Below are 24,977 nucleotides of genomic sequence, written 5' to 3' on the forward strand. Positions count from 1 at the left end.
GCCCAACATGAAGCGGCCTTATCAATCAGGAATGTAAACCATGCTAAACAAAATGACGCTTATCGCAGCAGCAACTCTGGCTCTTTACGGCTGTGGCGGAGGTTCGTCTTCTGGCAGTGCGAATCCAAACAAAGTGCCTCAAGAAAGTTTCGACGTCTCGATTCACAACTCAATCTTCGCTCCCACGCCAAGCACACAGCTAAACTACGCATTTAGCTTGGATGGCCAACCAGAAGGCGACATAAAACTGAGCTTCCAAGCGATGGGTCGCGAGCAAATATTGGCAGCATTGGCACAAATCCCAAACAGCGAGGCAATGGTCCAGTTGGTTAATGACTTGGTGAACTACGGCGCCGAACAGTTCTACTATTCAGACGAGCAGTACAACGACGACGAAGAGAGCAATACGCTTTACTTTGCAGGATCAGATGGTGCACTCCATGAAATCACTGACGCTTATTTCATTGGTCATCAGTTTATTGCCATGCTTATGCGCAGCGGTCCGATTTTCCGCCTAAACGGTGACGACGTAAAAGAGAAAAGCCCGAATATTGACATCGGTGAAGAAACTATATCTCTGCAAACCACTCTTACAGGCTACTCAGTTCACAACCTACTAGACCGTTTTGAAGAGCATGAGTGGGTACAAAACCTTCCTATGACAGCATCTTGCCAAGTGGTTTGGCAACAGCAAATCCGAGAGACTGGCGTGCGTAAAGCGTTCTCGATCTCAGGCAAGAAAATTGAAGCGGCATACCTGATGGAAGAAAACATCTACAACCTGAACTGTGATGACATGGACTCAATGGAGTTCGCCACTTCGGCAGAACGTTGGTTTAACCCGAGCTTAGGTCTGATTGAACAAATTGAACTGCTGAAAGTACAACAAGTACAAATCAACGAAGAGAAAGTGCAGCTAACAGCAATTGAAACAAAATAAGCCTGTACTCCACAAGTATCTCGCATCTCAATAAAAAAGGCTTTGGGGAGCACACCAAAGCCTTCATCTCGAACATCAATCTTAGGGGTGATGACACCCGAGTTTATTCTTCTATCAATAAAATACGAGTTTCGTAAGGTCGTAACACTTGATGGTTTGACGCGACTGCGCTCGCTGAGTTTTGATAGTTAGATAGCAAGTTTTTCGCCTTACTCATATCAAAACGTTCTGGCAGAACGCATTCCACCTCTTCAGCGTAGTAGTTATTGATACACAGCAGCGTTTGCTTATCGTTCTGACGAGCGTAAGCGAAAATACGTTTGTGCTCTGGCAGCAGGTCCTCGTAACGGCCATCGGTGATGACTGGAACCTGTTTACGCAGTTCAATCAGACGCTTGTAAAAGTAGAACACCGAGTTCAAATCGGCAACCGCAGCTTCAGCATTGATTTCAGAGTAATTCTGCGCCACTTCAAGCCACGGCGTTCCCTCAGTAAAGCCCGCGTGTTTTGCACTGTTCCATTGCATTGGTGTACGTGAATTATCACGCGACTTCTGTGCCAAGATCGCCATCATATCGTCATGAGATACACCATCACGGTTGACCATGATGTCGTACATGTTAGTACTTTCAACATCACGATATTGGCTGATTTCGGTATAACCCGGGTTGGTCATGCCGATCTCTTCCCCCTGGTAAACATAAGGTGTGCCTTGCATCATGTGCACTGATGCCGCAAGCATCTTGGCAGATTCAACACGGTATTGCTCGTCGTTACCTAATCGGCTCACAACGCGTGGCTGGTCGTGGTTACACCAGAACAGCGCCCCCCACCCTTTGCCATTTAAGCCCGTTTGCCAATGATTGAAGATCTGTTTTAACTGAATGAAATCAAACGGCGCTTTGGTCCATTTTTCACCATTTGGATAATCGACTTTCAGATGATGGAAGTTGAACACCATGGATAGCTCTTTGCCGTCTAGCGAAGAATATTGCTGGCAGTGCTCTAGTGTGGTGGAAGACATTTCACCCACCGTCACGCTGCCGTATTTTTGAAACACAGATTCGCTAATCTCTTGAAGGTATTCGTGCACGCGTGGGCCGTCGGTGTAGAAGCGGCGACCATCACCAATATCATCACTTGGAAAATCTTGCTGCTTGGAAATCAGGTTGATAACGTCGAGACGGAAACCATCCACTCCTTTTTCTGCCCAGAAGCTGATGACTTCTTTCACTTCTTCACGCACTACTGGGTTTTCCCAGTTTAAGTCCGCTTGCTCTTTAGCAAAAAGGTGCAAATAGTACTGGCCTGTTTTTTCATCCAGCGCCCAAGCGTTGCCACCAAACTTTGATTGCCAGTTGTTTGGTTCAGCACCATCTACCGGATCTTTCCAGATGTAGTAATCACGGTATGGGCTGTTTTTATCACCCAGTGCGGATTGGAACCACTTGTGTTCTGTCGACGTGTGGTTCACTACAATGTCCATGATGATACGAATGCCCAACTGATGCGCTTCTGCTAGCAAAGTATCGAAATCTTCCATAGTGCCGAACTGTGGATTGATCGAGTAGTAATCGGAGATGTCATAACCGTTGTCGATCATTGGCGATTGGTAAACCGGCGTCAGCCAAATCGCATCCACACCAAGATGCTTAAGATAATCCAGCTTAGAAATGATCCCTTTGATGTCGCCCGTGCCTTTACTGCCACTGTCACAAAAGCTTTTTGGGTAAATTTGATAGATGGTTGCGGTTTTCCACCAGCTCTCATCATGCTTGGTCATAGCCATTTCTAACACTCACTTACCAGTAATCGGAAACTTAAAATTTGAAAAGAAAAATAGGAGGAGGCAGCCAAGTCACTGCCTCAAATAGAATTACGCGTTTGCAGGCTCAAGCTCACCTTTGGCTTGTGCACGCTTATAAAGAATTAACGTTAATGCAGCAGGTACCAGCATTGCGACTAACATAGCCAAAGCAAAAATGCCCCAGAACTGCGGTTGGATAGACAAGATGCCCGGCAAACCGCCCACACCGATACCGTTCGCCATTACGCCCGCACTACCACAAATAGCAGCAGCACACGCACTACCGATCATCGCGCTCAACATTGGGAACTTGTATTTCAAGTTGATGCCGTACATCGCCGGTTCAGTCACGCCAAGGTAAGCAGAGATAGCCGCAGGCACTGAGATATCACGCTCGCCGTGTTTTTTACTGATGATAATGATGCCGACGACCGCAGACGCTTGAGCAATATTTGAAAGCGCAATCAGAGGCCAAATTGGCGTGCCGCCTAGCTCTTGCATTAATTGAAGGTCAACCGCGTTGGTGGTGTGGTGAATACCAGTAATGACCAATGGCGCGTATAGGAAGCCGAAGATGGTTGAGCCAATCATTGCGAAGTCACCCGTCATGGCTGCTTTTGCTGCGAATGCCACGCCGTCACCCAACATACGACCGAATGGACCAATGATAGAGTGCGCAAGAATCACAGACACAATGATTGAGACAAACGGCACGACCACTAGGTAAAGGTAAGACGGAATGATGCGTTTTAAGTTGGTTTCAATAAACGCCAGAGCCATACCAGCAAGCATTGCTGGAATCACTTGCGCCTGATAGCCCACTTTCTCGATGGCAAATAAGCCAAAGTCCCACACTTCGGGTACTTGCTTACCAATCAGGTAGGCGTTCATCAACTGTGGCGAAACCAATGTTACACCAAGCGTGATACCCAGAATCGGAGTACCGCCGAGCTTTTTCACTGTCGACCAACACACGCCAACCGGTAGGAAGAAGAAGATCGCCTCACCAATCAGCCATAAGAAAGAGTGTACCGTTGCCCAAAACTGGCTGATTTCCGTTAGCGTTTGACCATCAAACATCTTGATGTCGCCAATCACGTTACGGAAACCAAGGATCAGACCACCGGTGATGATCGCTGGTAGCAGTGGTACAAAGATTTCTGCAAGGTGGGAAATACCACGCTCAACGATATTCATGTTTTGACGAGCAGCGTTCTTCGCTTCGTCTTTGCTGGCTTCACTTTTACCCGTCAGTCCGATCAGTACCTTGTAAACTTCATCCACTTCAGTACCGATAACCACTTGGAACTGGCCTGCGTTGGTAAAACAGCCCTTCACCATCGGTAATGCTTCTAACTGTTTCGTATCTGCTTTGTCCGTATCATTTAGAACAAAACGCAAGCGAGTTAAACAGTGACTTACACTGGCAATGTTGTCCGGCCCCCCGACCAGCTCAATAAGACGCTCCACGTCTTTACGCGCAATCTTACTCATAACTTTGTCCACCCTGTATTGGATACATTCGATTCATCATTTTGTTTTTATAAATGGGAACATTCCCATTTCTTAATTTTAATATTGCCATCCGGAGGCAAAAAACAAAATGGGAACAGTCCCATTAATTGAGAGTGATCACAGTATAATTTTAGAGCAGATCGTTTTAGTGTGGGTCAATAAACGATAGGCTGTTGAGTAAAGTGAACCACTTCCTCATCGCCATTTAATTGATTGATCAGCATGTTAGCGGACTTCTCACCTGCAAGGGTATAACCGGGGTCGACACTAAATACTTTAGGGAAAAGGAAAGAGAGCAATTCATTACCACCAACACCTGTCACAACCACATCTTCACGGCCTAACTCTTGAAGACGCTTAATCACGCCCAACGCGATGGTGTCACTGGCGCACACGATGGCCTGAGTGTCAGATTGAAGGACTTTGTCTACCAACTGATAAGCACTTTCATGGCTCAACTTACCCGTCTGGAAACAAGGTGTAATTTGTTTGCGTTGACACCAAGCTTTATAAGCATTTAGACGAGCTAAGCCAGTGGTTTTGTCTTCAGGGTCAACACCAATATAAGCAATGCGAGATAAAGATTGCTGCTCAAGATGAGACAAAGCCATGTCTATCACACCTTGGTTGTCGTAGTTGATCGAAGAAACCATTTGCGTGTCCATCGCGATCACGACGATACGATTACCCCACTCCGCCAATGCTCGCTCATCACATCCAGTAAAACCAAACACGATCACCCCATCGACGTTGCGACGTCTAAGCACATCCAAATGCTCATTGGTTTTATCGCGATCGAATTGGCTCTCCATGATCACCGCATCATAACCAGCGGAATACAAAGCATTGAGCATGGTACCAACGGCGCGATTTTCTGATGGTGAGTCTAAACGGGAGATGATAACCCCAATAACTTTTTGGCTGCCACCACGCATCGACTGCGCCGACTTTGATGGGACGTAGCCTGATTCACGAATGATTTGCTCTACCTTCTCTCGCGTTTGGGGTTTCACTTTTGGATCGTTAGTAAGCACACGGCTTACTGTCGATTTGCCCACGCCTGCCAATTTTGCGATATCAAGAATGGTGAGTTTTTTGCTCATAAGTGTTCAGATTAAAAGAAGGAATCAAACAAAAGGGAAGCAGTGGCTTCCCTTATCTCAGTCAGTAATGAATATTACTTGTTTAAGTACGCAGGCACATCTGCAATGCTATCCAATACTACCGTTGCAATGGCTTCGCCCTGTTCCGTTACTGGCTTACCAGTGCGAACCAAAATCTTAGTGCCAACGCCTGCCGCTTCTGCTGCCATCATGTCTTCAGCTTTATCGCCGATCATCACAGATTTCTCCATGTCGATCTTCAAGAAGTCACGCGCAGAAATGAACATACCTGGTTTTGGCTTACGGCACTCACAATCTTGCTTGTACTCGCCAATGCCATGTTCTGGATGATGTGGACAGTAATAGATACCATCGAACTCAACACCATTATCAGCAAAGTTCCAATCCATCCATTGAGTCAGAGACAAGAAACGGTCTTCACTGAATTTACCGCGTGCGATGCCCGATTGATTCGTCACTAACACTAGAAGGTAGCCTTTATCTTTTAGCGCTTTCGTCGCTTCAAATACACCATCAATGTACTCAAAATCATGTTCGTCATGAACGTAGCCGTGGTCAACGTTTATCACGCCATCACGATCGATAAAAACAGCAGGTTTTGCCAAAACGTATTTCTCTATTAACTCGGTTTAATCAGATTATTACATACCTTATAAACTTCAACACTATCTAATTCATTCTAGGCCTCGACAAAACGGTTGATTTGTTGGGCAAGAATCGGTAAATCTGAGGGTGCCCTGCCGTCTACCTCCTCCTTTCTATCTATACATCTCCGTTTCGAAACAGAACATCCATACATTTAGACGTCTAGACGTAAAAATATCTATTGACTTCATTCTGCTTAACCCATAGCATCAACTGAAAATTGAGATAAAGCTCAACATTAAGTTCTGTCAAAGGCCGTTTTTGACAGCGAAGTTCCCCGTATCTTTGGGCAGGTTGAAACATGATAGAAATAAAAAACGTCAATAAAGTGTTCTACCAAGGCAGTAAGGAAATCCTTGCCCTGAAAGACATTAACCTACACATCGACAAAGGCACCATCTTTGGTGTTATCGGTTCATCAGGTGCTGGTAAAAGTACGCTGATTCGCTGCGTAAACATGTTAGAAGCGCCGACCTCTGGTTCCATCATCGTTGATGGTGTGGATCTAACCAAACTCAGCAAAAAACAACTAGTCGAAACACGCCGTAACATTGGCATGATCTTCCAGCACTTTAACCTGCTTTCGTCTCGTACTGTGTTTGATAATGTAGCACTGCCACTAGAACTGGCAGGTAAAGACAAATCGCAAATCACAACAAAAGTAACTGAGTTGCTAAAGCTTGTAGGCTTAGCCGACAAACACGAGAGCTACCCATCTAACTTAAGTGGCGGCCAAAAACAGCGTGTGGCAATTGCTCGTGCATTGGCATCCGATCCTAGCGTGCTGCTTTGTGATGAGGCCACTAGTGCGCTAGACCCGGCAACAACTCAATCTATCCTTGAGTTATTGAAAGAGATCAACCGCAAACTCAACATCACGATTTTACTTATCACTCACGAAATGGAAGTCGTAAAAAGTATCTGTCACGAAGTAGCAATCATCGGTGGTGGTGAGCTGGTGGAAAAAGGCACCGTTGGCGATATTTTTGCGCACCCTAAGACAGAGCTGGCACACCAATTCATTCGCTCAACGCTGGATCTTTCCATTCCTGAAGATTACCAAGCTCGTCTGCAAGCAGAGCGTGTTGATGGCAGCTACCCGTTGGTTCGCTTAGAGTTTACTGGCGCAACCGTCGATGCACCGTTAATGTCGCAAATTTCTCGTAAATACAATATTGATGTGAGTATTTTGAGTTCCGACCTTGATTACGCTGGTGGCGTGAAATTCGGCATGATGGTCGCAGAGCTATTTGGTAACGAAGAAGATGACAACGCAGCTCTTGAATACCTGCGTAAGCACAACGTAAAAGTAGAGGTACTTGGTTATGTCCTTTAATACGATTTCTGAATGGCTGAGCTTAAACAGCAAACTACTTTTAGGTGCAACGTGGGAAACGCTTTACATGGTTGCGGTTGCCGGATTAGTCGGCTTTGCTGTGGGTATTCCATTAGGCGTAATCCTCCATATTACTAAGAAAGGCGGCCTACTTGAAAACACCAAACTAAATAGCGGCTTAGGCGCTATCGTTAACATTGGTCGTTCTGTGCCATTCCTCGTACTGATGGTTGCGATTATTCCAGTGACAAAAATGCTAGTTGGAACCTTTATCGGTACAACCGCAGCAATCGTCCCACTGACTATTGGCGCCATTCCTTTTGTCGCTCGTCTTATTGAAGGTGCTTTATTAGAAGTACCGACAGGCTTGGTGGAAGCAGCGCAGTCAATGGGGGCGACACCAACACAGATCATCACAAAAGTTCTACTACCTGAAGCAATGCCGACTATTGTTAACTCAGTAACGATTACCTTGGTCACTCTCGTTAGCTACTCAGCTATGGCGGGTACGGTAGGCGGCGGCGGCCTAGGCGACGTAGCCATTCGTTACGGTTTCCACCGCTACGATGTAACTATCATGGCCGTGACTGTCGTGATGTTGATTGTTCTAGTACAGATTATTCAGTCTATCGGTGACGCAGTGGTGCGCCGTGTAGACCACAGATAAGTATCAAAAATACAAATTATAAGGAGATAAAGATGAAATTTAGCCTTAAAGGTCTTTTGACTGTAGCAACGGCTGCCTCTGCTCTTGCTCTAGCGGGTTGCGGCGACAAAGAAGTAGACGTAAACAAAGTAAAAGTTGGCGTTATTGCTGGTGCTGAAGCACAAGTAGCCGAAGTTGCCGCTAAAGTAGCAAAAGAGAAATACAACCTAGACGTTGAGCTAGTAACATTTACCGATTACGTAACACCAAACGCCGCTCTGGATGATGGTTCAGTAGACGCGAATGCGTTCCAACACAAACCATACCTAGATCAACAAGTGAAAGACCGCGGCTACAAACTGGCTATCGCGGGTAACTCATTCGTTTACCCTATTGCTGGTTACTCAAAGCAAGTAAAATCAATTGATGAAATTCAAGATGGCGCACGCATCGCAGTACCAAACGACCCAACTAACCTAGGTCGCTCACTACTGCTTCTTGAGCAACAAGGTTTGATTACGCTACGTGATGGCGTTGGTCTACTCGCTACAGTACGTGACATCGTAGGCAACCCTAAAAATATCGAAATCATTGAACTAGAAGCCCCACAGCTTCCGCGTTCACTGGATGACGTAACGCTATCTATCATCAACACCACTTACGCAAGCTCTATCGACCTATCGCCAGAGCGTGACGGCGTGTTCGTTGAAGATAAAGACTCACCATACGTAAACCTAATTGTCGCTCGCGAAGAAAATGTTAATGCGCAAAACGTACAAAACTTCGTAAAAGCTTACCAAACGGAAGAAGTTTACGAAGCGGCAAAAGAGCTGTTCAAAGGCGGTGTTGTGAAAGGTTGGTAATCCCACTTTTCAAAACATGACTGAAAACAACGTTCTAAACATAAACGTTCTAAACACAAAAGGGCTGATGTGAAAACATCAGCCCTTTCTATTTGTCTATCTACCCATTTAAGTAGCTTCAATTCGCTACTTAAGATGGTCCCAAGAGATATTCGACACGATTCGGCAGTCATCACACTTAAAATGAAATATGTCATGTAGTGGCTCATCGAGTAGCCACTCGCCATCGCATTTTGGACACTTGCGCGCTTTCTCGCTCTCCAGCGACTGACCACCGACACGATACTGGTAATAGTACGTAGGGATCTTCGTGATGTATTCGATACGGCCACGTAAGTCCCAACCTCGGCGAAACAGCACACTATCCACATCGCAAATTTCGTGCAGCGCCGCATGTTCCGCTCGGCAACCCCCTGCCATTTGGATTTCATCACACGCTTGCCACTCAGTCTGCCACTTAATGACGGCTTTATGGTCTCCATTAAGTGTTGGCTCATTACGATACAAAGGAATTGGCAACAGGGTTTCACCACTTCGCAAAGGCGAACACGTATGAACATAAGTCGTGTACAACACTTGCCAGCTAGGTGTCTCTTCTTCGGCTGCTTGTTCTGAATTCAAATCACGCCCCAGCATGCGCATTTTCGGTGCAAGCAAAGACGCATCCGACAAACGGTTCATGCACACTTTGACGAAATCTGAGTGATAACGTGGATGCAAGCTGTCTTGTTCTGGGCAAACAACACGAACGAAAAATTCACCTTCTCCCATCACTATTGGGAATTCACGACCTAATACTTGGCCGTTGTAACGCAGAGCATCCATCAAGCCATTAATGGCTTTGTCTACCGCGCTGACGGTGGTGTTATCAAAACACTCAAACTGCAACTCAACAACATACATACTTAGACGGCAGCCTCTAACTTATTCAAGAACTCAACCAATGAATCTGCCAATACATCACGTTTAGAGGTGCCCAAACGCTCTAGAATCACATTGCCAGTTAGGTTACAAATAGAAATCACATCCATTTCCTCATCTGTCGCTGCGATAAATACCGTTGGTTTAAGTTTCAAGCGGCGCTGCGTCACCAAATGACCAAGAATATTTTCTTGTAGGCGCACGAAATCGTCATCGCTCCACACTTGCAGCAGCGTCAACGAATTACCTTGCCAAGTTGCCTCCATATCGGCGCAGTATTGAGAACCATAAAAGGCTTTAACATCATCTTGCAGTGACAACTCAATCGCATTTTCCACATTGGTGAAATCGGCCATTTCATCACGTGCGACCGCTTTCCAAAGCACCTTTCCATCACGCTTCTCTTCGACACAAGGAGAAACAAGCTCTGCAAGCTCTTCACTGCTTGGCAACTCATTGTGCTTAGCTTGCCAAGCTTGTTGGTAGCGCAGGCTGAACTCTTGTAGCGCCTGAGTAACGTTTTGGGTCATGAAGATCTCCTCATTCCTTATTTATCAGATAGCCGTACTTGCCGGATGGCAATTGACCAGCGGATTCAGTAAAATTCTCGCCATTCTAATCGAAAACGACCACAAAGTATGAGCAAATATTCTGACGCTAAAGAGCTTGCTGGCCTAACACTAGGTAAAACGACCGAGTATGCGAACCAGTATGACCCAAGCTTGCTGCAACCAGTCCCTCGCAGCCTGAACCGAGATGACCTTCAGTTAGGCGATACTCTGCCTTTCATGGGGCACGACATTTGGACGCTGTATGAACTGTCTTGGTTAAATAGTAAAGGTTTACCACAAGTGGCCGTTGGCGAAGTATACATTCCAGCCACCAGCGCAAACTTGATTGAATCGAAGTCTTTCAAACTGTACTTAAACAGCTATAACCAAACCCGCTTTGCAAGCTGGGAAGAAGTGACTGAGCGTTTAACACAAGACCTGTCTGAATGCGCAGGTGAAAAGGTGCTGGTTGAGGTGAATCCAGTGACCCACTATACCAATCAACCTATCGTAACAATGGACGGTGAATGTATAGATGACCAAGACATTGACATCACCAGTTACGATTTTGATGCCGATTTGCTTGGAGGTGCGGCAGGTGAAGCACAAGTTGAAGAGGTGCTACATAGCCACCTATTGAAATCAAACTGTTTGATCACTAACCAACCCGACTGGGGCAGTGTAGAAATTCGCTACCAAGGCGCAAAAATAGATCGTGAGAAGCTGTTACGTTACTTAGTGTCTTTCCGCGAGCACAATGAGTTCCACGAGCAGTGTGTAGAGCGTATTTTTACGGATCTAATGAAATACTGCCAACCAAGCAAACTGACCGTATTTGCCCGCTATACGCGCCGTGGAGGCTTGGATATCAACCCTTACCGCTCAACGGAACAAGATAAGCCAGCTCACAATCACCGTATGGCTCGTCAGTAAACGCATAGGCAACAGAAATAAGTTCGGCAATCTAAAGGGTTGCCGGACGTTTTTATTGTCCAAGCATGTTACTATATCAAATGGCTTCAACCCGCATTTAAACGGCTAACTGAGGCTTTTCGCCGTTATCGCCATATCTAAAAACAGTTCGAGGGAACGAAAGGATGTTTTGGGACAGTTCGCGTCTATTCAAATTGATTGGCTTTCTTTGCTTGCTGTTTGTACAGCCACTTCATGCAACCATTTTATCGTCCGCGTTACTCAACGAAGCACAACAATTGGCGGAAATAGAGCCATCACAAGCAAAACAAGCGGCAACCAACTATTTGTCACAGCGTGAACTAACAGAACGCAAAGAAAGTGACAGCCCTTCAGCCATGTCTCGCGACGAAACAGATCGTAGCGTTCGCACACCAAGCAGCACCATCGAAGCGCACAAGATTATCGCTCAGGCAGATTACGCCATGGGTAATGTTCGTTCGGCTATCGAGCACCTAAATAAAGCGGAACGCTTAGCGCAAGAATATCAATTGCCGTACATGGACTTAGATCTCCAGCTGATGCGCAACCAAATGATTTGGATGTACGACGAAAACTACTCAAAAGCGGAAGATACGCTTAACCAAATTGAACAACAGCTCGATGAAGCCGATGCCGTATTACAACGCACCGACAGTGTTCGCTACCGACTAGTGATGCAAAGAGCACTCCTCGCTTCACATAGTGGCGATATCATTAAAGCGGAAAACTTGTACTCTGAAGCAAAGACCATGCTTGACGATAGCCGCTCTGAGTTAGCCTTGATCGACTACTACACAGCCGTCGGCGAGTTTTACCTCAATAGCAAGAAATACAATTTGGCTTTGTCAGAACTGCTATACGGTTATTGGCAATCTATTGAAAGTAACAGTGGTGCAAGATTAGCAAAAGTGAATCGCCTTTTGGCTAGGCTCTTCCAGGAGCGACGAGTGTACGACAAAGCGATCGAATACTTATCTCAAGCCGCAGATTTTTATGACTCTTACCCTAGCTCTCCGATCCTAGCGGACGTCCTAGAGCAAATGGGCGACATCTACTTTTATCAGGGTAAGTTTAACCTTGCATTAGTGCATTACTTCAACGTACTTGACCATGAAAGTACCAGTAAGAACATCAATAGAATCATTAAAATTCGCTTAAGCTTGGCGGCTACCTACCTACAACTCTATAACTACGCGCTAGCAGAGCAGTACTTAGACCGCTCTAAAGAGCTTTTAGAATACACTAATATTCCTAAGCTTGAAGCAAAGGCTGCCCTGCTTCAGTCAGGTCTGGCTTATCATCAAAATGACAGTAAAGACGTCATTACTAATGCAAAGCTGGCGTTAGCGCTTGCTGAAAAGTCACCTGAAAATAACAACTTCATTAAGCAGCAATCATACCGTTTACTTGGGTTAGGTTACGAGCAGGCAGGCGAATACAAACTTTCTCTGCAAGCTTATAAAAAATACACCAACCTCGTTCGTCTAGAACAAAAGCAGCTTAACCAAATCAGTGAAGATGCGTTCCGTCAGCAAAAAGAATTTGCCGAACAAACCATCCATTACATCGGTCAATCAGAACGCTTAGAGCAAGTGGAAAGAGAGCATCGTAAATTCCAAAAAATCTCATTTGCATTGTTTATTACTGTATTGGTCATGTTTTTGTTCATTATGCGCCGCGGTGTTATTATGCAGCGCCAAGCAAGTGAAATCGAAAAACTGCGTAACGACCTCTTCACCCACTCTCGCTCTCGTTTACGTAACTTGCGTATGCTGAACGTTAAGCTGTCTCGCTCATTGAAAAAGTCGAGCGAAACTTTCGAGCAATGGCAAATGGGTGAATTGATCCACGAACCACTTAATGATCGCCTACGCTTTGTTATGATCGATTTGCCATTCTTACGAAGCATGTACGTCCATAACGGCTATAAGGCAGGTCTAGAACTAGAACGTGCATTTGGCGACTTCCTTGCGGAAAAAATAGAAAAACCGTCGCGTCTTTATCATTTCTCAGATGCGAACTTACTCTACATAGAACCGAACGCTGACCGTGATGCTTCTGCCGAAGTCATGTTCGAAAAATTCCAGACTTGGGTGGATGAGTTCGCACAGCAGCACAACGTCAATCGTATTATTCGTATGGGCATCAGCGATTATCCGTTCTTACCCCGAGCCTACACTGCAATTAACGATGAGGAATTACTCGATCTGTTATTGCTTGCTACTCACATCGCACGAGAAGTCAGCTTGAAGGATAAGCAAAGCCACTGGGTGTTCTTAAAAGCCATCGATAATGCGCCTGCTGCTAGCTTTGCAACAGGTAACATAAGAACTGCTTGTCAACATGCCATTAGCCAAGGCCTGATCAAGATCCATTCGTCCTACAAGAATGAGGACGACATCAAGAAAATATTAAAAAATGGATAATTAAACGCCTGTTGAACGTAATAACTAATGACGCTATAAAGTTTTTTGTTATTATCAGATAATTGTCAGTAGTACATGGACTTAACCGTAGTCACTTCATGGGAATCTTGGAATCCGATATTCAGTCGCAGCTGCATCAGCTGAGTTGTCAACTTGACCAACTCAGACTGACTCATCGTGATACTTCACTCAAATTCAAACGTGAACAACAAGTTCTTAAACGCGTTGTGGCATCATTGTCTTCAGCTTGCCAGGGTTCGAATACTCAGGTATCCAACTACCTATTTGAAATCCAACAAGAGCTGCAACATCAAAAAGATATCAGCACTCTTATCCCGCGTTTAGCGGTATTAGAGAGGATGCTCAAACAGCAGTCGAAGACGATGGATAAACAGAACGGTTACCTTAACGAACAAATCAAGCACAGTGGTGAAACACTGCAACGTGTCACGGGCTTACCTGCGCAGTTAAAACGTGAACTACGGAACCTGATGAGTTTCTCTGAAGTTCACGCCAGCAATAAAGCTGATCAAGCCACTAAGCTACTGAGTATTTACGAACGCGCTCTGAAAATCATCACGTCTAATTCACGTCTACATCTTAGTGAATTTGAAAACAATCCCGACAGATCTCAGCTTGAGTGCTTAGCCAGCGACCTCCAACATACTATTACAGAGCTGGATTTCGAGGGAGAATCAGGCGATAGATTGCTGGATATTCGCGCTAAGTTGCTCCTTGGCGTGAGTGCCGAGTCTCTCATTGAGCTTACGCTCTCAACGCTGAAATTGGTTGTCGAAGCAACAAAGTTCGAGCGCGAGGCGTCTAGCCAATTCCTTGATCAGCTGAACACTTCTCTCGCAAGTAACCTAAAAACCGTTCATCAGAACGTCGACCAGCATCATACCTACTTTGAACACCGCCAAGAGCTCAACACAGAAATGAACAGCTTGGTTGAATTAAGCCAAAAGTCACTTAATCAAGCTCAAGATATCGCGGTTGTGAAAAAAGAAATCACGCCTCTTCTCGAAAAAATGGCGTCGCTGACAGAGCGACTGAAAATGACGGAAGAGCGAGAGCAAGCGCTGCAAGAACGGTTAAGTTACAGTAAGAACCAACTCGAAGAGGTATTTGAAACTACGCAAGATTATCGTCGACGCTTAGATGACCAAGCTCAGCGTATGTTGCTCGACCCGCTGACTAAAGTTTATAACCGCACTGCATTTAACGATCGACTAGAGCTAGAGTATCGCCGTTGGATTCGCTCTCAGCAAAACCTTCGTGTTGTGCTGTTTGATGTAGACAATTTCAAAGCGGTGAATGATAGCTATGGTTATACGGCTGGCGATAAAGCGCTGAAGATTATCGCTCGTACTATTAACAAGCGCGTATCAGAAACGGAAACAGTGGCTCGCTTTGGTGGCGAGGAGTTCATTCTACTCGTCCCGGAACAATCTGAAGAATACACACTGGATCTGATTAAGCATATCCAGCGTGATATTAGCCAATTACCCTTTAAGTTCCGTGAGCAAAATATCATGATTACCTTAGCTGCTGTATCGACGTCTTTCAAAGAGTCCGATACGCCAGAGTATGTGCTCGATCGTCTTGGCAAGATGCTTGCGGACGCTAAAAAACGTGGAACAAACCAGCTTAACTGGAGCTAAGATTCGTACAAAAAGCGAGCAAACAAACCAAGTTTGGTGCAATCTGCGCTTTATAACCACCCATTTTCAACGAGTTATCACATTTCTTCCCTTTTAGTCTGCTAAGCTGTAAAAACCCAAGTCACTTCAAGATGATGTATTTATAAAAGGCAAATGTATCATCTTGAGGTTGCTTGGGAGTTGATAACCATAAAACCAAATCGGCCAACTACCTTTCATCAAACCATACGTATAACACCAAAAAGGTAAGTTGGTACTTTCCCTCAAATTAATGCAACACAAGGAGGCGTTATGATTACCCATATAAGCCCCGCTGGTAGCATGGACTTGCTATCTCAACTAGAAGTAGAGCGCTTAAAGAACACAGCCTCGAGTGAACTTTATCAGCTGTACCGTAATTGCACATTAGCGGTGTTGAACTCCGGTAGCCATACCGATAACTCGAAAGAACTGCTCGATAAATACCAATCGTTTGATGTCAACGTCGTGCGTCGTGAGCGTGGTATTAAGCTTGAGCTGACTAATCCGCCAGAGCACGCTTTTGTTGACGGCGAAATAATTAAAGGTATCCAAGAGCATCTGTTCTCCGTATTGCGTGATATCGTTTACGTAAACATGCATTTGGCAGACGCCCAACGGCTCAACCTTACTAACCCAATTCACATTACGAACCTCGTGTTCGGCATTCTTCGTAATGCCAGAGCATTAACTCCAGGTATCGCACCGAATCTTGTCGTATGTTGGGGTGGTCACTCTATCAATGGAGTGGAGTATCAGTACACACGTGAAGTGGGTAACGAACTGGGCCTGCGTGAACTTAACATCTGTACAGGTTGCGGCCCTGGCGCAATGGAAGGGCCGATGAAAGGTGCAGCAATTGGGCACGCAAAGCAACGTTATACTCAGCAACGTTATCTTGGTTTAACCGAACCCTCGATTATTGCGGCCGAGCCACCAAACCCAATAGTAAATGAACTGGTCATCATGCCCGACATCGAAAAGCGCTTGGAAGCTTTCGTCCGTATGGCTCATGGTATCGTTATTTTCCCAGGAGGCCCGGGCACAGCGGAAGAGCTACTGTACATTCTTGGCATCATGATGCACCCGGATAACGCCGATCAACCAATGCCTATCGTATTAACAGGACCAAAAGAGAGTGAAGAGTACTTCCGCTCTATTGATGAGTTCATTCGCGACACACTTGGTGAGGAAGGGCAAAAGCACTACGAGATCATCATTGACGACCCGGCAGAAGTCGCTCGTATTATGAAACGCTCCATGGACTCGGTACGCCTTCACCGAAAAGAGAAAGGCGATGCGTACAGCTTTAACTGGTCATTGAAAATTGAGCCAAACTTCCAACTGCCATTCGAGCCTACTCATGAGTCGATGGAACAATTGGATTTAAGCCTAGATCAAGAACCGCAAGTTTTAGCGGCCAACTTGCGTCAAGCCTTCTCTGGCATAGTGGCAGGTAACGTAAAGGCTGAAGGCATTCGAGAAATAGAACGTAGAGGGCCTTTCACCATTCATGGCGACGCAGTCCTCATGAAAAAACTCGATAAGTTGCTAAAAGACTTTGTCGAACAGCACCGAATGAAATTACCTGGCGGTTCAGACTACGAACCGTGTTATCGAATCGCTCACCCGGAAATTGGTGGTCGATAGTCAGGCTAGCATTCGTTACACTAGGGGCATTACGCCCCTTTTTATTGCTAAGTCACTATGTCTATTCATCTTGTTATCATTGATGCCCTAAACCTGATCCGCCGAGTGCACTCAGCACAACCAGATCCAACCGACATAGCAAGAACCATAACCACAACGCAAAGAACCCTCACTCGCATTCTGTCAGAGGCCAACCCGACACACATCATCGCGGTTTTTGATCACCACGAACAAGACAGAGGTTGGCGCGCTGAAATTCTCCCTGACTATAAGCAAAACCGAAAACCAATGCCTCAGCCACTACTGCAAGGGTTAGATGCGATTCAACAAGCGTGGTGGGAGCAAGGTATTGATTCATTGCTTTCTGAAGGCGATGAAGCAGATGATTTGGTTGCTACACTCGCAACGAAAGTGGCCAGCCATGGTGAAAAAGTCACCATCGTTTCCACAGACAAAGGTTACTGCCAGCTACTTTCCCCTACCCTACAAATCCGTGATTATTTCCAACATCGTTGGTTAGATGAACCATTTATCGAAAAAGAGTTCGGCGTAAAACCAAATCAACTAGCGGATTACTGGGGATTAACAGGGATAAGCTCTAGCCAGGTTCCGGGCGTACCTGGAATTGGCCCGAAAACAGCGAAAGAGATTCTCACTCAGTTTGAGAGTATTGAAGCTGCCTACGCTAGTGAAGATCTCGTACCGAAATACCGTATAAAATTGGATGAGCACATTGAGTCTGCTCGTTTATGTAAACGCGTCGCCGCTTTAAAGTGCGACATCGAACTAGGCTTTAACTTGCAAGATATTCGCTTTTTAGGGCCAAACAAAGCGGAGTAGTGTCCGATGGTAGTTTCACACCATGAAACCCTCAGATATTAAAAAAGCGCCATTTGAAGGCGCTTTTTCTATTCTAATCACTATTCCCAAAAGACTCGGGGAATAAAGTTAGTAAGGTGAAATATTCGACAGACATTGGATATGAATCGTGATTTCTTCACGATCATGATACAAATGTTTAGCTTGTAGCTTGAACTTTACCTTATTATCAATGAGGAACTGCTTCAGATTTTCAAGGTCTTGCAGCACTTCGTCATAACGCCCTTTCATTGGCAGCTTAAGGTTAAAGATGGCCTCTTTTGCCCAACCTTTTAACAGCCACTGTCCCATCAGGTGAGCAACACGAGCTGGCTTTTCCACCATGTCACAAACAATCCATGTTACGTTCTTGCGGTCTGGTTCGAACTTAAAACCATCCACCATATGGTGCTTGATCTGGCCAGTTTCCATCAAACTGTCTGCCATCATGCCGTTATCAACGCAGTGAACGAACATTGAGCGCTTCACTAATTGGTACGTCCAACCGCCTGGACATGCACCTAAATCCACACCCCACATACCTGGTGCCAAACGCTCATCCCACTCTTCACGTGGAATAAAGACATGAAATGCTTCTTCCAGTTTAAGTGTTGAACGACTTGGGGCGTCTGCTGGGAATTTAAGGCGAGGGATACCCATGAAGAACTGTGAGTTGTTGTCAGTGTAAGAGTAACCAACGTAACAGTGGCCAGGCTCAACAAAGCAAATGTGCAGTACTGGTTTTTTCGCGTTATCTTTGTTCAGCATTAAGCCTTTGCCGCGCAACGCTTGACGCATTGGGACGGTAAACTTACGGCAGAATTTCAGTAGCTCTTTCGCTTCATTTGTATCTGGCGTTTCAATTCTCAAATCACCACAACGAGGGAATGCTTCGATGTCTGCTAGTTCATTCAGAATTGGACTAATTCGGTCATCACTTGGCAACGATTGAAACTCAGCTGCTACCGCAAACATTTGTCGAGCAAAAATTAAAGACTTAAAGTCTAAACCTCTCGCAAGTTTGTCGGCATCTCCATCTTGGTAGCACTCGAAGACAACATAACCTGAGTTTCTCTTCACACGAGGGAAGCCATACACTTCCAACTGTGTCGCTTTGTCCTGAATTTCACCAGCACACTCTTTCTCAAAGCCAGAACGGCAATAGAGCATTAGTTGTTTCACTTGGAGACCTCTTTGATATTGAACGCAGCAAAAAAGAACAGACACCAACCAATCATGAACAGTAATCCTCCCACAGGAGTAATTGGCCCAAACCACTTAATGCCCGTCAGCGCCAGCGCGTAAAGACTGCCGCTAAAACAAAAGATGCCGATAATAAAGCAAATCGCCGCAATGAAAAAATATTTTTGTGCTTTTTGTCCCAAATTGAGCAGAAGCAGAATGGCACAAAACACAATCGCCAACGTGTGAATAAATTGATACAGAACTCCGGTCTCAAATACACCGAGCAAATAAGGGGCCAGTGTCGCTTTTAGCCCATGAGCAGCAAATGCTCCAAGAGCGACCGAAATCAGCCCAGACAATCCAGAGAATGAGAGTAACCACTTACTTTTCACTGTACACCTCTTTTATAAACGCCGCTAACTGCTCTATCGCGAGTGCAATGTTACCCACTTCAGTATGACCTGAGATCTTGCGCGGTTTGAAGCTGTGGTCACCATCAGGTAAAAAGCTCACCGTTACTTGTGACGAAAGGACGAAATCATCGAATTCCTCACGCTTACCAAAGGTGTCTCGTTCCCCTTGCAGAATCAGCGTAGGTTTCTCAATGGTTGCTAAGTGCTCGCCTTTGTATTTCTCTGGCTTTCCTGGTGGGTGAAATGGAAACCCTAAACAGGCAATGCCCGCCACCAGCTCATTTTCAGCCAACAAGCTCGACATACGACCGCCCATTGACTTACCACCAATAACCACGGGAGAAGAAGTAAAGTGAGCGATCACTTCGCTGTATGCTTCGAGCAACTTTGGCGCGCGATCGGGCGGACGCTTTTTGCCATCTTCCGAACGTTTCACCATGTAAGGGAAATTAAAACGCACTACACGAATACCTTGCTCCACTAATCCTTTGGCGACAGCTGTCATGAAGTCATGCTCCATCCCCGCACCTGCGCCGTGAGCAAAAATAAACAGCGGTCCGTTTTCAGGCCCCTCAGCTATCCAGTGATTCATCCAATACTTCCTCTTGTTCTTTTCTCGCGGTTGCTAACATCCAGTCTCTAAACGTTGCGATTCGGCCCATATCTGCCTGCTGTTCATGACACACCACATAGAATGCATTCTTAGATATCAACACCTCGTCGAATGGTGCAATGAGTCGTCCGGCTTCCATTTCAGGTTTGGCGAGTACGTTGTTACCGAGCGCGACCCCCTGACCGTGCGCAGCAGCCTGTAGCACCATCGTTGAGTGACTAAAAATAGGACCGTGGTTTACGTTGATGCCTTCAATGTTGTAATGACGAGCAAACTGCTTCCAGTCTTTACGCGAAGTATCGTGTAACAAAGTATGTAATTTGAGGTCACTTAAAGATTCTAATGGTTTGTTACCCAAAAGTAATGAAGGTGAACAAAGTGGGATCAAAAACTCTTGGTACAATTTATCTGCTCGCAAACCTGGCCAGTTCCCACGGCCATAGTAGATCGCCACATCAACATCATCAGTCAGTGAGCCTTCATCCATATCTACGGCTTTAATACGTACATCGATATCGGGCTCTTGAGCATTAAAATCGGCCAAACGAGGTACAAGCCATTGGATAGCAAAACTCGGCGGTAGGCTAATCGTCAATGCCCCTTTTTCGCTACGTTCCAACACCTTATCTGTCGCTTCCGCAATCGAGGTGAAAATATCTTTGATATCGAGAAAGTAACTTTGGCCTTCTTCTGTTAACAACAAAGAACGATTACGTCGACGGAAGAGCTTCAATGATAAGAACTCTTCAAGCGCTTTAATCTGGTGACTGACCGCGGCTTGAGTAACAAATAACTCTTCTGCTGCTCGTGTAAAACTGAGATGACGAGCAGCCGCTTCGAAGACTCGAAGCGAATTTAATGGAGGCAATCTGCGAGACATATGGGACCTCTAATAGGATTAGTTTTTTTAATCTGAAACATTATAAAATGTCCGTTGTCGAACAGCCAGATAAATTCTATATTTCACCCCGCAACACGGGCCTGAACGGCTTGATTTCTTTGGAAATCAATTGGCTTCGTTGTTGCGATGTTGTGTTTGCAAACTCGTATTTCGAGTTAGGTAGATTTCTACCATAATGTTTTGTCCACACTCCCTGTGACAAAACATATACTTCCTGTATTTATTTTTGACCTGTCTGTCAAATTTGTTACACCGCCTAAATTAGGCGGTGTTTTTTTATCTATCAAAAATCTCATCCGCATATCTGGCAGCAATATCACTTTATTACTCTTCTTTCGGATTAATTATCGTTATATCAACACAAAGTGTATGGCTTTGCGATAAGCCTCAACATTATGCTAAGTAATGGTTGTCTGTAACGCGATCAAAAACAAAAAAGGCGCAAATTGATGTCTCAATTTGCGCCTTTTAACGTATTTTATCAGTCAGCTATGGACGGTAAACTTTTACGTTGCTGAAGCCTTGCTCTTGCAAGTAAAGCGCTTGCAGACGGCTCATCACACCGCGGTCACAGTAAAGTAAGTATGTCTTAGACTGGTCTAAGTCACCAAACTGTGTACCCAGCTTGTAGAAAGGGATATGTTTCACATCCACACCTTCGATTTCAAGTGGGTTATCGTCTTCCTCTTCAGGACTACGAATATCTAGCACAACCGCGTGCTCTTCTACCGCTTGAACTTGCTCTACTTCTGGTGCGGCTTGCTCAGACTCTTTCGCGATATCACGAATGTCCATCATGCGAGCTTCTTGAACCACTTGCTCAAGGATACTAAAGTCGAATTTCTCTTCTTCAGCTTCTAGCTTGCCTTTCACCGCTTTCACGGTTGGCTTCTTAGAGATAACACCACAGTATTCTGGCATTGTCTTGGCGAAATCTTCTGTGCCGATTTCACGTGCTAGATTGATGATGTCTTCTTTATCCCAGTTGATAAGTGGACGCAGAATCAGCGTGTCAGTTACGTTATCGATGTGGCGTAGATTGGTTAGCGTTTGGCTCGATACTTGACCTAGTGCTTCACCTGTTACCAATGCTTCGATCTTCATCTTCTGAGCGATCATGCCTGCTGCACGCATAAACATACGCTTCAAGATCACGCCCATTTGGCCGTCATCGACTTTCTCTAGGATTTCCGCAACCACAGGCTCGAAATCAACTGAGATAAAACGTACTTTTGCTGAAGAACCGTATTTGTTCCATAGGTAGTGAGAAACCTGCTTAACGCCGATTTCGTGTGCTGGACCACCTAAGTTAAAGAAGCAGTAATGTACTTTTGAACCACGCTTGATATGAAGATAGCTTGAAACACCAGAATCGAAACCACCCGAGATCAGGCTTAACACGTCTTCTTGCGTACCCAGAGGGAAACCACCTAGGCCTTTATGACGAGACAATACTTGGTTTAGCTTGTCGTTCGAGACTTCTACCTTGATCGTCACGTCTGGGTTTCGTAGCTTAACACTAGCGCTTTCAATCGCTTGATTTAAACCACCGCCTACATAACGCTCTAGTTCAATAGAGGTAAAGTCATGCTTGCCACGACGCTTCGCACGTACAACAAAGGTTTTATTTTCGAGTGCAGCACGGTTGAGTTCTAGCACTTGCTCGAAGATATCGTGCAAGTCTTTAAATTCAGTTTGCTTCACTTCCAGTACGTGGTGAATGCCTGGTGTATGAGTCAAAACCTCAAGAACTTCAGCGTGGAATTCGTTACTCTCAGAGGTCACTTCAATGTGATCACGACGGTTAAATACCGCGACAGACTCCGTGCGGCTCTTAATGATGTTACGAATGTTGCACTCTAAAATCTTTGTGAAGCGCTTACGCACAGATTCACTTTTTACAAAAATTTCTGGATGGGGCTTTACAATAAATTTCATAGTCTAATTCGCAGGTTAGTTTCGCAATCAACAAAGAGTGACACTCAACTTCAATACTTCATACGCAGTAAAACCGCGTTTCAGTCACAAAAAGTAGTCTGAGCTCACTTTTAAGGCGCAAGATTATACACCCAAGCGGATTGGAAAAACAAAAAAAGCGAGCAATCTGCTCGCTTTCTTATCTCTTTACTGACTTAAAACTAAAGCCTAGTTATTGAATTACTGGCACTTCTTCACTGTAGAGAGGCTCGCCTTGCATAATGCTGATTTCAACCCGTCGGTTAAGCGCACGATTTTCATCAGAATCATTCGGTAACAAGGGCTCCGTATCCGCCATACCCCGCACTCTCAAACGTTGATGAGAGAAGCCTCTCACTTTCTCCATCTCTTGCGCGACTGATACTGCACGCTGAGAAGAGAGATCCCAGTTAGAACGATAAAGTTCCGAGTCTAGCGGTCGATTGTCTGTATGGCCAGATACTCGAACAATGCCTGGCACGTCTTTTACTAGCTCTGCAATCTGACGAACTAAAGGACGAAACTTAGGCTGCAAGAAGGCCGAACCTTCTGGGAATGCACCTTTTTCACGCATACGTATAACAATCTGCTGACCGAGGTTTTCAACTTCAATGGCGCCTTGCTCAATCTCTCGCTCTAAGGCTTTCTTGATGCTTTCCATCAAGGTCTCCATCTCTTGCGACATCTCTTTAGATTGCTGTTGTTGCATGTCCGCTTCGGCAGACTCATTGTTTTGAGTTGACGTTTCTGGCGATTGCCCACCCGTTAACTTGCCTTCATCACGTTTTGTGCCACCAGCTCGATCAGACTCCCCTTCATGAAATTCGAGCGTCTGCTGAGTAATGTCCATGGTTTGCTGCATGATGACATCAATCGGAGTTGGTTCCGGCCGACCCGGTCGAAACTCTTGTGCAATAATGCTAGTACCTTTGGGAATGTCTTTCACTTCAAGCTGATTTTGCACACCGAAGGCAAATTTCATTGATCCTGCAATTTGTTTGAACTTCAGTACATCCATCTCAGAAAACGAGAGCAGAAGAACAAAGAAACACATCAGTAGCGACATCAAATCTGCGAATGTCCCCATCCATAACGGGAGGCCAGGTGGCGGACAATCGCATTTGTTATCTTCATCATCCATCACGACTCTCCAAGTTACTCGTCAATCTCAAGGGCACGTTTACCTTCATTGAGGTAGTTCTTCAAGTAACTATCGATCACTCGCGGGTTTTGGCCATCTTGAATCGCTAATACGCCATCCATGATCAAACGGCGATTTAGCGTTTCTTGGTCACGGCGAAGAGAAAGCTTATCCGCAATAGGGAAAAACACCATATTGGACAGGATCGCGCCATACAATGTGGTCAAGAGTGCAACGGCCATTGCTGGTCCAATCGCTTTAGGGTCATCCATGTTTGAAAGCATCGCAACAAGACCAACCAAGGTGCCAATCATTCCCATCGCAGGAGCAACGTCGCCAAAGGCGCGAAATACGCCAGTACCTTGCGTATGTCGTTCATCCGTAAGCGCGATGTCTTTTTTGAGTGCCGCTCTCACAACGTCGGCATCATGGCCATCAACCAGTAGATCAATGCCTTTCTGCATGAATGTGTTGTTTATTTCCATCTCTTCAAGAGCAAGAAAACCACCTTTACGCGCCGCGTCGGCCATTTCCACAATTTTTGCGATCAGGTCTTCGGGTTCATCCGCTTTAAACATGAAGGCTTTGCCAGCAATCTTTGTCGCACCAAAAAACTGTCCCATTGTGAACTTCATCAACACGACGAATATTGAGCCACCAACGACAATAAGGATCGACGTGACATCGACAAACATGCCGATGCTGCCACCAAGCACCATCGCCATAATGACGAATGCAAAACCACCAATCAAACCTAATAGGGTTGCTAAATCCACAAAGCACTCCTCACGCTATACTCAAATACTGCCATTGGGCGGATTATTACCTGTATCGACAACTCGCGCAGAAT

General features: G+C 45.4%; 22 protein-coding genes. 9 read left to right on the top strand and 13 right to left on the bottom strand.

The features are described 5' to 3' along the window. The first annotated feature begins 40 nt into the window (after positions 1-40). Positions 41-940 (top strand): hypothetical protein, encoded by a 900-nt coding sequence (locus R7Z10_RS12210; RefSeq protein WP_033905857.1) that lies wholly within the window; start codon positions 41-43, stop codon positions 938-940. A 103-nt stretch (positions 941-1,043) separates the two neighbouring features. Here R7Z10_RS12210 and treC read toward each other — a convergent pair whose 3' ends face one another. The 4 genes from treC to gmhB all read right to left on the bottom strand — a co-directional run bounded on the left by treC (position 1,044) and on the right by gmhB (position 5,991). After that, positions 1,044-2,729, bottom strand: coding sequence for an alpha,alpha-phosphotrehalase (gene treC, locus R7Z10_RS12215; RefSeq protein WP_033905856.1), 1,686 nt, complete (start codon positions 2,727-2,729; stop codon positions 1,044-1,046). A gap of 87 nt (positions 2,730-2,816) precedes the next feature. After that, the gene (gene treB, locus R7Z10_RS12220; protein WP_005381959.1) at positions 2,817-4,241 is read right to left on the bottom strand and encodes a PTS trehalose transporter subunit IIBC; all 1,425 of its coding nucleotides are present in this window, start codon (positions 4,239-4,241) and stop codon (positions 2,817-2,819) included. 176 nt (positions 4,242-4,417) lie between these two features. Further along, positions 4,418-5,365 (bottom strand): trehalose operon repressor TreR, encoded by a 948-nt coding sequence (gene treR, locus R7Z10_RS12225; RefSeq protein WP_085569903.1) that lies wholly within the window; start codon positions 5,363-5,365, stop codon positions 4,418-4,420. 74 nt (positions 5,366-5,439) lie between these two features. Continuing rightward, positions 5,440-5,991 carry a D-glycero-beta-D-manno-heptose 1,7-bisphosphate 7-phosphatase gene (gene gmhB, locus R7Z10_RS12230; RefSeq protein ID WP_005381961.1) on the bottom strand — a complete coding sequence of 184 codons (552 nt, stop codon included), beginning with the start codon at positions 5,989-5,991 and terminating at the stop codon, positions 5,440-5,442. Between the two features lie 341 nt (positions 5,992-6,332). Here gmhB and metN point away from each other — a divergent pair, with 341 nt between their 5' ends. Genes metN through R7Z10_RS12245 form a run of 3 tightly spaced genes read left to right on the top strand, consistent with a single transcriptional unit; the run spans position 6,333 to position 8,876 of the window. Then, positions 6,333-7,367: a methionine ABC transporter ATP-binding protein MetN gene (gene metN, locus R7Z10_RS12235; RefSeq protein ID WP_005381962.1), complete on the top strand. Its 1,035-nt coding sequence runs from the start codon at positions 6,333-6,335 to the stop codon at positions 7,365-7,367. Continuing rightward, a complete protein-coding gene (locus R7Z10_RS12240) occupies positions 7,357-8,034 on the top strand; it encodes a methionine ABC transporter permease (protein ID WP_005383604.1) in 678 nt (225 codons plus the stop codon). Before metN ends, R7Z10_RS12240 begins: the two co-directional genes overlap by 11 nt. A gap of 32 nt (positions 8,035-8,066) precedes the next feature. After that, a complete protein-coding gene (locus R7Z10_RS12245; protein WP_005381966.1) occupies positions 8,067-8,876 on the top strand; it encodes a MetQ/NlpA family lipoprotein in 810 nt (269 codons plus the stop codon). A 126-nt stretch (positions 8,877-9,002) separates the two neighbouring features. Here R7Z10_RS12245 and R7Z10_RS12250 read toward each other — a convergent pair whose 3' ends face one another. Together R7Z10_RS12250 and syd are read right to left on the bottom strand one after the other, a co-directional pair. Beyond that, complete coding sequence (locus R7Z10_RS12250) at positions 9,003-9,779, bottom strand: Zn-ribbon-containing protein (protein WP_005383605.1); 777 nt, start codon at positions 9,777-9,779, stop codon at positions 9,003-9,005. 2 nt (positions 9,780-9,781) lie between these two features. Further along, complete coding sequence (gene syd, locus R7Z10_RS12255; protein WP_005381970.1) at positions 9,782-10,327, bottom strand: SecY-interacting protein; 546 nt, start codon at positions 10,325-10,327, stop codon at positions 9,782-9,784. A gap of 108 nt (positions 10,328-10,435) precedes the next feature. On the opposite strand from syd, the gene queF reads away from it, so the two are divergent. From queF to xni, 5 genes are all read left to right on the top strand, one after another. Further along, positions 10,436-11,281 (top strand): NADPH-dependent 7-cyano-7-deazaguanine reductase QueF, encoded by an 846-nt coding sequence (gene queF, locus R7Z10_RS12260; RefSeq protein WP_017821755.1) that lies wholly within the window; start codon positions 10,436-10,438, stop codon positions 11,279-11,281. 164 nt (positions 11,282-11,445) lie between these two features. Further along, positions 11,446-13,728 (top strand): hypothetical protein, encoded by a 2,283-nt coding sequence (locus R7Z10_RS12265; RefSeq protein ID WP_017635678.1) that lies wholly within the window; start codon positions 11,446-11,448, stop codon positions 13,726-13,728. Positions 13,729-13,826: 98 nt separating this feature from the next. Then, complete coding sequence (locus R7Z10_RS12270) at positions 13,827-15,392, top strand: diguanylate cyclase (RefSeq protein WP_318104961.1); 1,566 nt, start codon at positions 13,827-13,829, stop codon at positions 15,390-15,392. 291 nt (positions 15,393-15,683) lie between these two features. Then, positions 15,684-17,060, top strand: coding sequence for a nucleotide 5'-monophosphate nucleosidase PpnN (gene ppnN / locus R7Z10_RS12275; RefSeq protein ID WP_005383611.1), 1,377 nt, complete (start codon positions 15,684-15,686; stop codon positions 17,058-17,060). 57 nt (positions 17,061-17,117) lie between these two features. Further along, positions 17,118-17,900: a flap endonuclease Xni gene (gene xni / locus R7Z10_RS12280; protein WP_169628724.1), complete on the top strand. Its 783-nt coding sequence runs from the start codon at positions 17,118-17,120 to the stop codon at positions 17,898-17,900. A gap of 108 nt (positions 17,901-18,008) precedes the next feature. On the opposite strand, the gene rlmM is transcribed toward xni, so the two are convergent. The 7 genes from rlmM to pomA form a co-directional block, all read right to left on the bottom strand. After that, on the bottom strand, positions 18,009-19,100 hold the full coding sequence (gene rlmM, locus R7Z10_RS12285) for a 23S rRNA (cytidine(2498)-2'-O)-methyltransferase RlmM (protein WP_017820611.1): 1,092 nt from the start codon (positions 19,098-19,100) through the stop codon (positions 18,009-18,011). Beyond that, complete coding sequence (locus R7Z10_RS12290; protein WP_025768894.1) at positions 19,097-19,495, bottom strand: DUF423 domain-containing protein; 399 nt, start codon at positions 19,493-19,495, stop codon at positions 19,097-19,099. Before R7Z10_RS12290 ends, rlmM begins: the two co-directional genes overlap by 4 nt. Beyond that, a complete protein-coding gene (locus tag R7Z10_RS12295) occupies positions 19,485-20,108 on the bottom strand; it encodes an alpha/beta fold hydrolase (RefSeq protein WP_005383614.1) in 624 nt (207 codons plus the stop codon). The genes R7Z10_RS12290 and R7Z10_RS12295 overlap by 11 nt, the downstream gene beginning before the upstream one ends. Continuing rightward, positions 20,089-21,009 (bottom strand): transcriptional regulator GcvA, encoded by a 921-nt coding sequence (locus tag R7Z10_RS12300; RefSeq protein WP_005383616.1) that lies wholly within the window; start codon positions 21,007-21,009, stop codon positions 20,089-20,091. The genes R7Z10_RS12295 and R7Z10_RS12300 overlap by 20 nt, the downstream gene beginning before the upstream one ends. A gap of 510 nt (positions 21,010-21,519) precedes the next feature. After that, on the bottom strand, positions 21,520-22,968 hold the full coding sequence (gene thiI, locus R7Z10_RS12305; protein WP_005383617.1) for a tRNA uracil 4-sulfurtransferase ThiI: 1,449 nt from the start codon (positions 22,966-22,968) through the stop codon (positions 21,520-21,522). A 211-nt stretch (positions 22,969-23,179) separates the two neighbouring features. After that, positions 23,180-24,127: a flagellar motor protein MotB gene (locus tag R7Z10_RS12310; protein WP_042521210.1), complete on the bottom strand. Its 948-nt coding sequence runs from the start codon at positions 24,125-24,127 to the stop codon at positions 23,180-23,182. A gap of 14 nt (positions 24,128-24,141) precedes the next feature. Next, complete coding sequence (gene pomA / locus R7Z10_RS12315) at positions 24,142-24,903, bottom strand: flagellar motor protein PomA (protein ID WP_005381564.1); 762 nt, start codon at positions 24,901-24,903, stop codon at positions 24,142-24,144. Between the last annotated feature and the right edge of the window lie 74 nt (positions 24,904-24,977).

Origin of the sequence: Vibrio sp. Vb1018 (assembly GCF_033338775.1) — a bacterium.
Classification (GTDB): Bacteria; Pseudomonadota; Gammaproteobacteria; order Enterobacterales; family Vibrionaceae; genus Vibrio; species Vibrio alginolyticus.

What these genes read in the sequence shown, in the direction of transcription:
- R7Z10_RS12265 (WP_017635678.1), top strand. Translation starts at nt 11,446, where the DNA reads ATGTTTTGGGACAGTTCGCGTCTATTCAAATTGATTGGCTTTCTTTGC.
- treC (WP_033905856.1), bottom strand. Translation starts at nt 2,729, where the DNA reads ATGGCTATGACCAAGCATGATGAGAGCTGGTGGAAAACCGCAACCATC.
- metN (WP_005381962.1), top strand. Translation starts at nt 6,333, where the DNA reads ATGATAGAAATAAAAAACGTCAATAAAGTGTTCTACCAAGGCAGTAAG.
- R7Z10_RS12295 (WP_005383614.1), bottom strand. Translation starts at nt 20,108, where the DNA reads ATGAATCACTGGATAGCTGAGGGGCCTGAAAACGGACCGCTGTTTATT.
- treB (WP_005381959.1), bottom strand. Translation starts at nt 4,241, where the DNA reads ATGAGTAAGATTGCGCGTAAAGACGTGGAGCGTCTTATTGAGCTGGTC.
- R7Z10_RS12270 (WP_318104961.1), top strand. Translation starts at nt 13,827, where the DNA reads ATGGGAATCTTGGAATCCGATATTCAGTCGCAGCTGCATCAGCTGAGT.
- xni (WP_169628724.1), top strand. Translation starts at nt 17,118, where the DNA reads ATGTCTATTCATCTTGTTATCATTGATGCCCTAAACCTGATCCGCCGA.
- syd (WP_005381970.1), bottom strand. Translation starts at nt 10,327, where the DNA reads ATGACCCAAAACGTTACTCAGGCGCTACAAGAGTTCAGCCTGCGCTAC.
- R7Z10_RS12310 (WP_042521210.1), bottom strand. Translation starts at nt 24,127, where the DNA reads ATGGATGATGAAGATAACAAATGCGATTGTCCGCCACCTGGCCTCCCG.
- R7Z10_RS12240 (WP_005383604.1), top strand. Translation starts at nt 7,357, where the DNA reads ATGTCCTTTAATACGATTTCTGAATGGCTGAGCTTAAACAGCAAACTA.
- ppnN (WP_005383611.1), top strand. Translation starts at nt 15,684, where the DNA reads ATGATTACCCATATAAGCCCCGCTGGTAGCATGGACTTGCTATCTCAA.
- queF (WP_017821755.1), top strand. Translation starts at nt 10,436, where the DNA reads ATGAGCAAATATTCTGACGCTAAAGAGCTTGCTGGCCTAACACTAGGT.
- R7Z10_RS12300 (WP_005383616.1), bottom strand. Translation starts at nt 21,009, where the DNA reads ATGTCTCGCAGATTGCCTCCATTAAATTCGCTTCGAGTCTTCGAAGCG.
- R7Z10_RS12210 (WP_033905857.1), top strand. Translation starts at nt 41, where the DNA reads ATGCTAAACAAAATGACGCTTATCGCAGCAGCAACTCTGGCTCTTTAC.
- thiI (WP_005383617.1), bottom strand. Translation starts at nt 22,968, where the DNA reads ATGAAATTTATTGTAAAGCCCCATCCAGAAATTTTTGTAAAAAGTGAA.
- R7Z10_RS12250 (WP_005383605.1), bottom strand. Translation starts at nt 9,779, where the DNA reads ATGTATGTTGTTGAGTTGCAGTTTGAGTGTTTTGATAACACCACCGTC.
- treR (WP_085569903.1), bottom strand. Translation starts at nt 5,365, where the DNA reads ATGAGCAAAAAACTCACCATTCTTGATATCGCAAAATTGGCAGGCGTG.
- R7Z10_RS12245 (WP_005381966.1), top strand. Translation starts at nt 8,067, where the DNA reads ATGAAATTTAGCCTTAAAGGTCTTTTGACTGTAGCAACGGCTGCCTCT.